Origin of the sequence: Clostridioides sp. ZZV15-6388, from assembly GCF_020657755.1 — a bacterium.
Classification (GTDB): domain Bacteria; phylum Bacillota; class Clostridia; order Peptostreptococcales; family Peptostreptococcaceae; genus Clostridioides.
The window spans coordinates 25,986-40,760 of the sequence record NZ_JAGWCU010000003.1 but is presented as its reverse complement, the minus strand read 5'-3'; the positions used below and the strand labels follow the sequence as shown (position 1 = coordinate 40,760).

The 14,775-nt window shown below is 30.8% G+C and carries 10 protein-coding genes and 1 pseudogene; all 11 read right to left on the bottom strand.

The genetic code is table 11. The annotated features are described in order from the left end of the window. Positions 1-244: 244 nt before the first annotated feature. The 11 genes and pseudogenes from rsgA to KGF48_RS02880 all read right to left on the bottom strand — a co-directional run bounded on the left by rsgA (position 245) and on the right by KGF48_RS02880 (position 14,764). Positions 245-967 (bottom strand): annotated as a pseudogene (gene rsgA, locus KGF48_RS02930) (ribosome small subunit-dependent GTPase A). 221 nt (positions 968-1,188) lie between these two features. Further along, entirely contained in the window at positions 1,189-1,590 is a 402-nt protein-coding gene (locus KGF48_RS02925) for an RNHCP domain-containing protein (RefSeq protein WP_227840432.1), read from the bottom strand. A gap of 618 nt (positions 1,591-2,208) precedes the next feature. Continuing rightward, positions 2,209-3,153: an alpha/beta fold hydrolase gene (locus KGF48_RS02920; protein WP_227867729.1), complete on the bottom strand. Its 945-nt coding sequence runs from the start codon at positions 3,151-3,153 to the stop codon at positions 2,209-2,211. A gap of 56 nt (positions 3,154-3,209) precedes the next feature. Further along, entirely contained in the window at positions 3,210-3,788 is a 579-nt protein-coding gene (locus KGF48_RS02915; RefSeq protein ID WP_227840434.1) for a TetR/AcrR family transcriptional regulator, read from the bottom strand. Between the two features lie 172 nt (positions 3,789-3,960). Beyond that, positions 3,961-5,319, bottom strand: a complete 1,359-nt coding sequence (gene rlmD / locus KGF48_RS02910) for a 23S rRNA (uracil(1939)-C(5))-methyltransferase RlmD (protein WP_227867728.1) — start codon at positions 5,317-5,319, stop codon at positions 3,961-3,963. A gap of 174 nt (positions 5,320-5,493) precedes the next feature. Continuing rightward, positions 5,494-7,254: a pyruvate kinase gene (gene pyk, locus KGF48_RS02905; protein ID WP_227830026.1), complete on the bottom strand. Its 1,761-nt coding sequence runs from the start codon at positions 7,252-7,254 to the stop codon at positions 5,494-5,496. 51 nt (positions 7,255-7,305) lie between these two features. Further along, the gene (pfkA, locus tag KGF48_RS02900) at positions 7,306-8,265 is read right to left on the bottom strand and encodes a 6-phosphofructokinase (RefSeq protein ID WP_227830027.1); all 960 of its coding nucleotides are present in this window, start codon (positions 8,263-8,265) and stop codon (positions 7,306-7,308) included. A gap of 208 nt (positions 8,266-8,473) precedes the next feature. Further along, complete coding sequence (locus KGF48_RS02895) at positions 8,474-12,043, bottom strand: DNA polymerase III subunit alpha (protein WP_227830028.1); 3,570 nt, start codon at positions 12,041-12,043, stop codon at positions 8,474-8,476. Between the two features lie 153 nt (positions 12,044-12,196). Beyond that, positions 12,197-13,147: a DNA-binding protein WhiA gene (gene whiA / locus KGF48_RS02890; RefSeq protein WP_227840770.1), complete on the bottom strand. Its 951-nt coding sequence runs from the start codon at positions 13,145-13,147 to the stop codon at positions 12,197-12,199. A 16-nt stretch (positions 13,148-13,163) separates the two neighbouring features. Continuing rightward, on the bottom strand, positions 13,164-13,589 hold the full coding sequence (locus tag KGF48_RS02885) for an NUDIX hydrolase (RefSeq protein ID WP_003416968.1): 426 nt from the start codon (positions 13,587-13,589) through the stop codon (positions 13,164-13,166). Positions 13,590-13,657: 68 nt separating this feature from the next. Continuing rightward, positions 13,658-14,764 (bottom strand): gluconeogenesis factor YvcK family protein, encoded by a 1,107-nt coding sequence (locus tag KGF48_RS02880; RefSeq protein ID WP_227830030.1) that lies wholly within the window; start codon positions 14,762-14,764, stop codon positions 13,658-13,660. Between the last annotated feature and the right edge of the window lie 11 nt (positions 14,765-14,775).

The following is a 14,775-nucleotide window of genomic DNA, read 5'->3' as shown; positions in this document are numbered from 1 at the left end:
CTGTTCCTCTAGCTCTCAGATAACTAAAACTTCAATAAATAAGTAGCTTTTCAATCCATCAACGAATGAATAAATAGGTAAAAATGACTACACTCAGGTTTGAATTATCTTATTTATTTTTTAAATATTTTTGAATTGTTTTATTTATTTTTGCAATGTTTTTGAATTTCTTTTCCTTTTCTGCCAAATAGTTGCCCTTATCTTCTGCAAAGACTGCTTCGGTTTTCAGCCTACGATAAGATTCTCACCTTTTAGGCGAAAGTTTACCCTGCTCAATGGCTGACCAAATAGCACAGCCTGGTTCTGAGGTATGGGTACAGTTGCGGAAACGACATTTTCCGAAATAAACTTCCACATCTGTAAAGCTTTTATCCAGTCCATTTGAAACATCCCACATTCCTAACTCTCGCATACCTGGTGTGTCAATAACTATACCCCCACCTGAGATTAGAAACAACTCCCTTCTAGTCGTGGCATGTCGCCCCTTATCATCATCTATGCGAATTTCCTTTGTATTCAGTCATTCCTCACCCAACAGACAATTAATTAATGAAGACTTTCCGACTCCTGAGGAGCCAAGCAGAGCAACAGTACATCCAGGTTTGATATACTTGAAAATCTGTTGCCATCCATATGGCTCTATAGATGAGGTAACGACTACATCCACACCAAAAGCTACAGAATCAATTACCTGTAGCTTGCGAAGCAAGTTGTCACACAGGTCCGCTTTAGTGAGTATCACTACTGGAATAGCCCCACTTTCCCATGCTAGAGACAGATACCTCTCCAATCGATGAAGATTGAAATCCTTGTTCAATGACATGCACAGAAAAACAATGTCAATGTTAGCTGCAACCACCTGCTCCTCATTTGTCTTTCCAGAAGCCTTACGCACGAACAGGTTTTTTCTGCGGAGCACATGATGAATAATAGCATTACCATTTTTGTCAGTGCAACGATCCAACATAACGAAATCGCCAACAGCTGGAAAGTCAGATGGTATGGTAGCCTCAAAACGTAGTTTTCCTGAAACTTCTGCAAAAAGTTCACCATTTGCACAGATAGCCTGATATATACTCTTTTCCTGTGACACAATTCGTGCAAGGTACAAATCAGGATATTCGACAATCTGAGCAATAAAACTGTCGTCCAGACCATATTCTCTCAAATCAATCTGCTCTGTGCTCTTCATTTTTCTTCCTCCTTCTCCATGATTTCAGTGATTTTTTCCAAAGGGAAAGGTGGCTGTGCTAATGGCTTTAATGCAATCGACATTAATTTCATTGGATTGTCATCTGCTGCCACTCGGTTAGAGCTAAGATGACCACAGCGTGTACAACGATGAATGATTGCCCACTCACCATTTTTTCTTACCCATACTCCAATGGGTTCCATATCACCATCACAATCTGCGGCACGGTCACCAGGAATAATATCCACATGAAGACTGTGTAGGCAATGAGGACAGTGATTTCTATGCTGTGTCCCAGAGCCTTCTGGAATTACAAGGCAACCACACTTTTTGCAAATAAAATTATCTAGACAAGTGTTATCCTGATAATAAGCTCGCTTTCTATTTGTATAATTCATTTTTAAATCCTCCATATCTTGTATTTTCCACAAAAAAATCCACAGGTATTTATATCTGCCTCTTTATGTAGTATACATATTTACCTACACAAAAACAGAAAACTCCTGTGGACTAGAAAATTTAATCTTTTCTATTTCAACATAATTATATTCAAAATAACACTATGTAAAATTAATAACGGTGTAGCAGATTAAAGCCCACTACACCATAATTTAACAAAGTAATATATAATAATATTATTATTTGTTGTCATATGTTAGTTATCTATAAAGGCAGAGTAAGACACAACAATTAAATGTATCAAAAATACACTTAAAAATTCTGATTAAACAGAATACATATGTGTCTCCAACTATTTATTTGTTGGTTACCATTATATATAACTCTGACATAAAGCAAGACACTCCTTTACTAATATTATTGCTGATATTTTACCACAAAATATTTTTATATTCAAGTATAATTTAATGTACTCATATATTTAGGTTTGTCTAATTTCTTTATTCTATAGCATTTAGGGGCTTTTTCAAATCTAATATTCACTCAATATTAATTTTTTATATTAAGTGTTTTTATATTTTTTCTTATGATAATAGATAGAGAGAATAAATATAATTCTATAAATTTGTTATTTTATAACAGTGTCCCAAAAATATAATACAAGTACTACTCATTTTATTCAATCCATTTTCTTCTATTGGAAAATGCCCTGCACCTTCAAGCATAGTAATCCTTTTATCGCCTGTTAATCGGTCAAAAAACAGTTTACTTAATGATATATCTGTCCAACAATCATTTTCAGGATGAACTAATAATACTGGACAATCATTAAAATTTTCTGGCTCTATACTAACAGAAAGGTTCAGCATCCGATATAAAAAAGAGATTGTTACCTTACTTCCAGAAGATTTTTTATCCTTGATAAGAATTTTAGCTAAGTTTTTATTATTTACAATTTTTTTCATATTGCCAACTAGTTTAATTGGTATCTTGAAATTGGGAAATAATTTATTTGCTATAGGTAAGCATTTTTTGCTTACTTTTCCTATGAGTGGTGAAATAGCTGTTTGTTCAATTATTATTGGAATACGTTGGTCTAAAAAGCAAGAAGCCATTAATGCATATATATTTTTACAATTACAGGCCACTTGATATGCTAAAAATCCGCCTGCACTTAGTCCAAATAATGATATTTTTTTACCTTTATCTTGAAAGTAGTTAACCAAAAAAGTCCCACAATCAACCCATGTATCATAAGTAATTTCCAAAACACTTAAAATTTCTGTATTCCCATAAAGTGGCAAATCAGGGCAAATCACTTCATATCCTGCTTCTACTAAAGGTAGAGAAAGACTTGAAAGCAATCGCCCATTCCCACCAACCCCATGAAATACAATAACAGTACCCTTGTGATTATCAACTTTATAGTGGTCAATATGAATGTTTATTCCTTCCCATTTTATAAAATATTCGTTAGGTAAATTTTTTTCTCTTAACTGATTATTTAAAGGTAAATATGGTTGAACTAATTTCCATTCTGTTTGATTGTAATAATATTGCATATTTTACTATGCTCCTCTCATTTTAATTAATGATATTTTATTTTTAGACAATATTGTTATATTTGTCCAATTAATCCCGTACAAAGTATGCGAAATATTTTAGAAAACTGCAAGTATGCTTCATATGAGTCCTCATACTCAATGAGTATGTATTTCATACAATCTATTAACATATTAATTATCATTTTAGAATAATGAAAATCTTCTATGTTTAAATGCCATTGTAAATGCTTACATAAATCATTAATAATTCTTTCTTTGTAAACTACTAAATTAGTGCTTTCTAACTTAAGAAGAATAATCATATTTTTATTTAGAAAATATTTAAATCCACTTTTTTCTAAAAAGTTGTTTAAATCCTCTAGATATAGTAAAGCTGATTCCTTTGTTAACACTTTATTTTCTTCTAAGCAAATGTGCTTTGATAGATTTTCCTCAACTACATTGATAGTTGGCATTATTATAAATTTCAAAAGTGCTTCCTTATTAGGATAGTAATTATACATATTTCCAATAGATGTATGAGCTTTTTTTGCTATAGTTCTCATAGAAGAATTTTCATAACCTTTTTTTAAAAATTCATTTGTTGCAACTTCTGCAATTTTCTTTTTTATTTCTTCTTTTTTTATCTGCATCTTTAGTAATCCTCCTAGAAATATCATACTTGCAAAGAATAATAATTACAATGTATGTTCATTATTAAAAAACAGAACTTTAATTTTGTTCATTATTGAATTATGAAATAGAAAAAAGGCTCCCTAAAGAGCCTTTCCTGTTTTTATTGTTTAAATCTTAATATAAACGTTGCTATTGCTTGATTATCTTAGCTACAGTTTCCACATGTGTAGAATGAGGGAACATATCTACAGGCTGTGCCTCAATACATTTAAATCCATGCATATTTAGATAATCTAAATCCCTTGCTAAAGTAGAAGGATTACAAGAAACATAAACAATTCTCTCAGGATTCATTGAAATAATTGTCTCTAAAACCTTTTCGTCACAACCCTTTCTAGGTGGGTCTACAACTACAACATTAGCAGCCTTACCCTCACTATACATCTTAGGGACAACCTCTTCTGCCTTACCCACATAAAATTCAGCATTATGTATATTGTTTAACCTAGCATTTACCTTAGCATCTTTTATAGCATCTTCTATAATTTCTATTCCATAAACTTTTTTAGCCTTTTGTGCTAAAAATAAAGATATTGTACCTATACCACAATAAATATCAAAAACAGTATCAGTATCCTTTAAATCTGCATATTCAAGAGTTTTATCATATAACACCTTAGTTTGTATAGGATTTACTTGAAAAAATGATAATGGAGAAATCTCAAATACTAAATCTCCTATATAATCATTTATTTTACCATCTCCATACACAACTATATTCTCTTTTCCAAGAATGGCATTCGTATTTTTTTCATTTATATTTACAACTAAAGTCTTAAATCCAGGTATATTTTCCTCTAATACTGAAGCTAATTCTTTAAGATATGGAAGTCTATTTCCATTAGCAACTAATACAACCATTACTTCTTTAGTCGTAAATCCAATTTTTGTCACCAAATGTCTAATTACTCCAGTCTGAGCCTTTTCATCATATATGCTTACCTTATAAGCTCTTATATATGTTTTTATTATCTTAACAATTTTATCATTTAGTTCATGTTGTATTACGCATTTTTCTGTCGATATTACATCGTGAGTCTTCTTTTTGTAAAAACCAATAATAGGAACTCCATTGTTCTTTTGTATTGGAAATTGAGCTTTATTTCTATATCTATATGGCTTCTCCATGCCTATAGTATCATGAACTATCACATCATCCAACTTACCTATTCTTGTAAGTACTTGTTTAACTTCATTTGTTTTCATTTCAAGTTGTTTATTATAGTCTAAATCTTGTATTTGGCACCCTCCACAATTCTTAAGATTGTCACTACACACTCTTTTTACTCTAAATGGAGACTTCTCTATTATTTCAACAATGTCTCCTACTGCATAATTTTTCTTGACCTTATTAATTTTAACTTTAACTTTATCTTGTATCAATCCGCCCTCTACAAAAACTGTAATACCATTGTACTTTCCAACGCCTACTCCACCTTGTCCAATGTCTACTATATCTACAATATACATCTCGTTTTTTGAAAGCATAAATCACCCTCCAATCACCATATTAAATTCAAACCCTTACAAATTTTTTTCTTTAAATTTATATTAAAATCTTGCTATTAACTAAACTATATTTTTTACTAAGCTACAATATTTTATTTTACCAAAAAAAAAGGAGCTTATAAAGCCCCTTGACAAAATAAATTTATTATTTTCTTATAAAACTCTAGTTGAACCTCTATATATTACACCTCTTGATGCATCTACTGTTACAACTTCTCCATCTGTTACTAGATTAGTTATATCATTTGCAGACACAACAACTGGTATATCTAAATTTATTCCTACAATAGCTGTATGCGATGTCATTCCACCATTTTCAGTTACTACAGCTCCTGCTTTTTCTATATAATTGTTCATTTCAGCATCAGTAGTTGTAGAAACTAATATATCTCCTTTATTGAAGTCTACACAAGTATCTCCATTTTTTATTATACGAACTTTACCTTCTACTGTTTGATTACCTACACCTATCCCTTGAACAATTTCTTCACTTATTACATGAACTTTTATTAAGTTAGTAGTTCCGCTCACTCCTACTGGTACTCCAGCAGTTATAACTACTAGTTCTCCATTATCTATATAATCCGCTTGTCTAGCTGCTTCTATTGCCTTTTCTATAACTTCATCTGTATTTCCTGCAACAGAAGATTTAACTGGATAAACTCCCCATGTAAGAGCTAGTTTATTCATAGTTTTTTCATTATTTGTAGTAGCTATTATTGGAGATTTTGGTCTAAATTTAGACACCATTCTAGCAGTATAACCTGAAGAAGTAGATGTTATTATAGCTGATGCATTTAAATCTACAGCTGTTGTACAAGTAGCATGACTTATTGCATCTGTTACTGTAACATTATTAGTACCATTTTCCTTTAACAATCTATCATAATCCAAAGTTTCTTCTGTTCTTTTTGCTATTGTGGCCATCATCTTTACAGCTTCTACAGGATATTTTCCAGCAGCAGTTTCTCCAGATAACATTATTGCATCTGTTCCATCATATATAGCATTAGCTACGTCTGTAACTTCTGCTCTTGTTGGTCTTGGATTTCTTATCATAGAATCAAGCATTTGTGTAGCAGTTACAACTGGTTTTGCTAATTCATTACATTTTTTTATCATCATTTTCTGAACTATTGGCATTTCTTCAGTAGGTATTTCAACACCTAAATCACCTCTAGCTACCATTATACCATCAGAGACTTTTAATATTTCATCTAAGTTTTCTACACCTTCTTGATTTTCTATCTTAGATATAATTTGTATATCAGTTGCATTGTTATTCTCTAAGATTTCTCTTATTGCTAGTACATCCGATGCTTTTCTTACAAATGAGGCAGCTATATAGTCTATACCTTGACTTATTCCAAATTCTATGTCGCTTATATCTTTAGGAGTTATTGCTGGTAAATTTATTTTTACACCAGGCACATTTACTCCCTTATGATTTTTTACTATTCCAGAATTTTCAACGATACATATTATATCTTCGCCTTTTATTTCTTTTACTCTTAAACCAACTAAACCATCATCTATTAGTATAGAATCTCCTACTTTAACATCTTCAGCAAGACCTTTATAACTTACTGTACATATTTCTTTAGTTCCTACAACATCTTTCATAGTTATAGTAAATTTTTGTCCTTCTTCTAAAGATACCTCTGGGTCTGCAAAATTACCTGTTCTAATTTCTGGACCTTTAGTATCTAATAATATAGCAACTGGTTTATTTAGTTTTTCTCTAACTTTTTTTGCCATATCTATTCTTTCCTTGTGTTCTTCATGTGAACCATGGGAAAAGTTAAATCTGCACACATTAAGACCATTTTGCATAAGTTGAGTTAAAACTTCTTCACTTTGTGACGCTGGCCCTAGCGTACAAACAATTTTTGTTTTCTTTACATTATTTAACATATTTGCTCCTCCTGAAATATTATTTCACAGATTTATTTTAAATACTAAGATTTATATAGATAATATTTTTGCCATTTCATAAGCTTCTTTATCAAAAACTTTCTTTTGAGATAAAGCTTCACTTATTTCTAAGTCAATTATTTTGTTTTCTTTTATTCCGACAACTCTAGCCGACTTTCCATCTAGTAATAATTCTACAGCTCTTACACCAAGTCTGCTTGCTAGTATTCTATCAAATACAGTTGGGCTTCCTCCTCTTTGAACATGACCTAATACAGTTACTCTTAAGTCTGCTCCTGATTCCTTTTTAAGCTCCTTCTCTAAATCGCTAGCACTTCCAACTCCTTCTGCCAACACGATTATACTGTGTCTCTTACCTCTTTTTTGAGTAGTCTTTAATCTTAAAGCAACTTCATCTACTTTAATCTCTACTTCTGGTACTATTATAGTTTCAGCTCCCCCTGCAAGACCTGCATATAAAGCTAAATCTCCACAGTGTCTTCCCATAACTTCTACTATATTAACTCTTTCATGAGATGATGATGTATCTCTTATTTTACCTATAGCATCTATAATAGTATTCATTGCAGTATCAAATCCTATAGTATAATCTGTATACGCTAAGTCATTATCTATAGTTCCTGGTATACCTATAGCTGGAAATCCTAAGTCACTAAGTTTTTGAGCTCCTGTAAATGAACCGTCTCCTCCAATTACAACTAAACAGTCAATTTTATACTTTTTAAGAATTTTTACTGCCTTTAATCTACCTTCTTCTGTTTTGAATTCTTCACATCTAGAAGATTTTAGTATAGTTCCTCCTCTGTGTATAATATCTCCAACAGAAGATAAGTTCATTTCAGTTAAATCTTCTTCTAATAATCCCTTATATCCTCTATTGATTCCATATACTTTGCATCCATAATATATTGCTGACCTTACAACCGCTCTAATTGCAGCATTCATTCCTGGAGCATCTCCTCCACTTGTTAGTAATCCTATAGTTTTCATTTTTTACCTCCTTGGATTTTATGTCAAATTTTTATTATAATCATTCTTATCACATCTTAATGGACTTTTTTCGTCCCTATATCATTTTTCAATCCCATCAAGACTAAAAAAATTAAATGTCCTTAAATGTCCATTTTGTGATATTATATCACAAAACGGACAATATTTTTCATATTATTATAATATATTTAGATTTTTATCCAAAAAATTAAGCTTTTATCTTTATGTTATCCTTAGGAAGTAATCTTTCTAAATTGTTTACAAATTCATCACATATAAAAGTCGATACTCCTGTCATTTTATATGCTTTGCGCTTACCATTTATATTTTCGTCCATAGGATATAAGTATATACTGTCATTACCTGGATATTGCTTTGCTATTTCTATAATACTGTAGGTTGTATCTGTGTCAGACATACTATCTATTTTTAAATACAGTTTTTTACCACTTTCTAATTTAACATTTTGTACATTTTTAGTTCTTACTGAATTATATTTTTTAGCTTCAAAGTCAGTATTGTCTTTTATATCTTTTATTTCTCTAGCTATAAGTTTTGCATTTTCGCCTTCTTTTATACTTAATGTTCCTTTTACATAAATTATATTGTCTTCATTCAAAATAACATTATATTTTTGTAATAACTGAGGAAAAACTATTATTTCTATTGCACCATATAAATCTTCCAACTCAATAAATGCCATAATTTCATTTCTTTTTGTGGTTTTTATCGTTTTATTTACAATCATCCCACCCATTATTGCATCTGTTTCATTCATTTGTATATATGACTCTTCATCCTCTTTTAATGAATTTAACTTTCCATTATCTATAGATGTTTTTTCTTGTAATTCTTTTTCAAATTGCGATAAAGGATGCCCACTTACATACATTCCCAGGACTTCTTTTTCAAGATTAAGTCTTTCTCTTTCTTCATATTCTGGTCTTTTAGGTAGATTATATATTTGTTGAAAGTCGCTATCTTCTTCACTATCTCCAAAAGCATCAAATAATGAAATTTGACCTTGAACATTTTTCTTTCTGTCCATAGATACACTTTCTAGTAAAGTTTCATAACCAGCCATCAAACTAGCTCTATTTTCACTTATATTATCAAAAGCTCCACATTTTATTAAACTTTCTATTACTCTCTTATTTGTATCTTTTTGGTCTAATCTCTTAACTAAATCAACTAAGTCTATAAATAATCCATTAGACTCTCTTTCATCAATTATATTGTTTATTATATTCACACCAACATTTTTTACAGCAGCCAGGCCAAACCTTATGTTGTCACCTTCAACCGAGAATTTTGAAAAACTTTTATTTATGTCTGGTGGTAACACATCTATATCTAATGCTTTACATTCTCTTATATATTCAACTACCTTATCAGTATTTCCCATAACACTAGTTATTAAAGCTGCCATAAACTCAACAGGATAATATGTTTTTAAATAAGCTGTCTCATATGCTAAAACTCCATATGCAGCTGCATGTGACTTATTAAATGCATAACGAGCAAAATCTATCATATCATCAAATATTTTATTGGCTATTTCCTCTTCTACACCATTTCTAACACATCCTGCAATTTCTATGTTACCATCTTCATCAAATTTCCCATGAATAAAATATTGTCTTTCTTCTTCCATTACATCCATTTTTTTCTTACTCATGGCTCTTCTAACCAAGTCACTACGACCATAACTATATCCACCTAAATCTCTAACAACTTGCATAACTTGTTCTTGATATACCAAACATCCATATGTAACTTCCATTATTGGTTTTAATTTCTCATGTAAGTATGTTACATCTTTTGGATTACTTTTATTTTTTATATATGCTGGTATAGAGTCCATAGGACCTGGTCTAAATAGAGATATCCCTGCTACAATATCTTCAAAATTATCTGGCTTCAGCTGTTTCATAAAACTTCTCATACCAGCACTTTCTAACTGGAATACTCCTAAAGTATTTCCAGATGAAAGCATTTCATATACTTTTGGATCATCATAGTCCATCTTTGAAAAATCTATATTTTCAGTATAATTTTTTATTGTTCTATTCTTTTCTATTAAATCAAGTGCATCTCTTATAACTGTAAGTGTTCTTAATCCAAGAAAGTCCATCTTTAAAAGACCAAGTTCTTCAAGTGTTGTCATAGTAAATTGAGTTGTGATTGCATCTTGATGCTTGTATAGAGGTACATACTCGTCTACAGGATTTTTGGATATAACAACTCCTGCTGCATGAGTGGAAGCATGTCTTAACATTCCCTCTATTTGCTTTGATATATTGATTATCTCTTTTGTTTCAGGGTCTTGGTCATATAAATCCTTAAGGTTTGGATTTGTATCTAATGCCTTATCTATCGTCATTCCTAAAGCAAATGGTATTTCTTTGGCTATCTTATCAACCTTATTGTAGCCTATATCTAATACTCTTCCGACATCTCTTATTGCAGCTTTTGCACCCATTGTTCCAAAAGTTATTATTTGTGCAACATGGTCATCACCATATTTTCGCTTTACATAGTCTATAACTTCTTCTCTTCTTTCATAGCAAAAATCTATATCTATATCTGGCATAGATATACGTTCTGGATTTAGAAAACGTTCAAATAGGAGAGAATATTTTATTGGGTCTATATCAGTTATCTTAAGTGTATATGCTACTATTGAACCTGCCGCACTACCTCTACCTGGTCCTACTATAATATTATTTTCTTTAGAAAAATTTATAAAGTCCCAAACTATTAAAAAGTATTCCACATAACCCATTTTTTCAATTACGTCTAATTCATAATTTAATCTATCTAGTATCTCACTATCAGGATTATCATATCTCTCTTTTAATCCATTAAAACACAATTCTCTTAAATAAGTTTCTGGTGTATATCCATCTGGTACATCATATTTAGGAAGATGTATAGTATTAAAATCAAACTCTACATTACACATATCAGCTATTTTTACAGTATTATCAATAGCCTCTAGTGCATATGGGAATAATTCTTCCATCTCTTCTCTTGATTTCAGATAAAACTCATCACTTCCAAATCTCATTCTATTTGGGTCATTTACTGTTTTACCCATTTGAATACACATAAGAACATCATGTATTTTTGAATCTTCTTTATTTACATAGTGGACATCATTAGTAGCAACTAATGGAATACCAAGTTCTTTGGATAATTTCACCAAACCAGAATTCACTTCTCTCTGTTCTGGTAAATTGTGGTCTTGAATTTCTAAGAAGAAATTTTCTTCACCAAATATATCTCTGTAATCAATGGCAAACTTTTTTGCTTTTTCATAATTTCTATTCATCAAAGCACGTGCAACATCTCCTGCAAGACATGCAGAAAGTGCTATAATCCCTTCACAATGCTTTCTAAGTTCTTCCATATCGACTCTAGGCTTATAGTAAAAGCCTTCTACATATGAAGTCGAGACTATTTTTATCAAATTTTTATAGCCTTCCATATTCTTAGCTAATAAAACTAAATGTCCTTGATATTTATCATAATTAGGGTCTTTATCTCTTAATCCACGCGCAGCTGTATAAACTTCACACCCTATAATTGGTTTTATTCCTTCTTCTATAGCTGTTTTATAAAAATCTATAACACCAAACATACAGCCATGGTCAGTAATAGCAATTGAACTCATATTTAATTCTTTAGCTCTTTTTATAAGTTTTTTCACCCTCGAAAATCCATCAAGTAAACTATACTCAGTATGTACATGAAGATGAGCAAAATCTTTTTCCATTAAATCACCTCCTGTTTTATAAATTTAATTTTACCACAAATACACGTATTAAAACAAAAACAGAGACTTTTATCTCAAAATAGGAATTAACTTCCACCTATAGCCCTATATGTTGAAATTAATTCTTATTTTGAGATTGTCCCCTCAAATTTATTATAATGATTTTTTTTTCAAGTCTGTTGCGATTTCTTCTATTTTTCTAAGTCTATGATTGACACCAGATTTTCCTATTGGCGGATCTAACATCTCTCCAAGTTCCTTGAGAGTCATATCTTCATACTCAATTCTAATCTTGGCTATTTCTTGTAAATTTTCTGGTAAGCTACTAATCCCTATAGTTTCTTGTATTAGTCTAATATTTTCTACTTGTCTTACGGCTGCATTTACTGTTTTAGAAAGGTTAGCTGTCTCGCAATTTACTATTCTGTTTACATTGTTTCTCATTTCTTTTACTATTTTAGTATTTTGGAGACTTAAAAGAGCGTGGTGTCCTCCTATAATACTTAACAAATCTGATATTTGTTCACTCTCTTTAAGATAAACAACATAGTTATTTTTTCTAGCCACAATTTTACTATTAAAGCCTAAAGAATTTATAAGTTCTTTTAATGAATCTGCAAAATCCTCATTGTTAGTTACAAATTCCATATGATAGTTTTTTTCTGGGTCACTTATAGAACCTGCACCAAGAAAAGCTCCTCTTATAAAGGCTCTTTTACATCCATCATGTTTAACTAAACTTTCTGGAACTCTATTTATAGTAAAAAATCCCTCTTTTTCTTCCAATACACCTAACTTTTTTAATAACATTTCTGAACCCATTTCACTTGTTACCATTAACACATAACTATTATTTCTCTTTAACATTTGATTTTTATTTACAGAAATTGTAGTATTTATGCTGAAATTCTTTTTTAATAACTTAAAGACTTTACGGGCTATTGAGTTTAATTCTGTTGTTATTTTTAAATTTAGTTTTTTATATCCAACAATTTGTATACTTCCCCCTGATTTAACTAGAGCTGACAGTTCAGCTATATTACAACATTCATTCTCAGATACAATTCTCGCTAGTTCATTTTTGGTTTCAGTTGAAAAAGACATATATATCACCCATTAACTAATTTTTCTTTAACCTTTTTTTTATTTCTTGTAAGGCAACCTTTATTATCTCCTTTTCATCATCATACCTAGCTAGGTCTACCACTCTATCTAGATGGATAAATTTAGCATCAATAAAGCCTTCCTCTTTTTGTGGAATAGTATCCATATTTTTCGCTTGCATTAAGTACCAAAAAACTGTTTTATGAACTGCTCTATTTTCATCCCAGTTTTCTTTGAATGTATAATGTATTTCACCTAAATATTTCAATATATCTGCTTTTACTCCAGTTTCTTCACTTACTTCACGTAACGCTGCCTCTTGGTTATTTTCCCCTTCTTCTACTTTTCCTTTGGGTAGCACCCAATCTCCATTGAACTTCCTTAGTAAAAGAATTGTATTGCCAAACAGGACTACACCACCAGCACTAACCTCTTCTCTCATCGATGTTCACTCCTTAAAACTAACATAATGATAAGGATTTCTACACTTTTTTTTAAAATCCTTTTTTACTAACTTTTGTTGTAATTATGACTTAGGGCTAACTCAATAACTATGTTAGATATATATTTTGCATCATGTCTTATATAATTATTTTTTATTTCAATCAAATTTTTTTCTACAGTTTTTATACCCATCTCTTTTAACTTATCTTTTTGTTTTTTATCTAGTAAAACCTGTTCTGCTCCATCTTGTTTATATAAATCAAGCATTCCTTCTGGCAATATTTCGTTATTTGCTATCACATAATCTATCAAATTATTGTCAGTATGCTTTATTATCGCATTAACATGTTCTAATACATTATATCCTTCTGTTTCCCCTGGCTGAGTCATTATATTTGATATATACACTTTTGGTGCTAAAGAGGCTTTAATGGCGTCTACAACACCATCTACAAGTAGATTTGGTATTATACTCGTATATAAACTTCCAGGACCCATAATTATAATATCAGCATCATAAATAGATGCAATAACATCTCCTAATGGTTTAACATCTTTAGGATTTAAGAAAATTTCATCAATAGAACTTTTTTGATTCTTTGATTCTTCAGGTATACTAGATTCACCATTTACTATTTCACCATTTTTTAATTTAGCAACTAAGTTTACATCTTCTAGTGTTACTGGCAAAACCCTACCTGTTATAGCAAAAATCTCACTTAATTTATACACAGCTTTTTCAAAGTTTCCATATAATCCATTCATAGCAGCTAAAAATAGATTTCCAAAACTTTGACCTTTTAAAAGTCCTTCTGTAAACCTATATTGCATAACTTCATTCATAGTTGGTTCTATATTTGCAAGTGCTAATAAGCAATTTCTTATATCTCCTGGTGGAAGCATTCCTAAGTCTTCTCTTAATACTCCTGAACCTCCACCATCATCAGCAACAGTAACAATCGCAGTTATATTCTGTGTAGAGTGTTTAAGCCCCCTCAGAAACACTGATTGACCAGTTCCTCCACCTATTACTACTACATTGGGGTCTCTATTTTCGATAACAGACCTCTGAAATAACCTTACTTTTTCATTTTTTGCTTTCTTATATATAAATAACGATACAATTAATGCAATCCAACCTAAAATTCCTACAATAATAAGTAATTTAGCCATGTTTGCCTCCA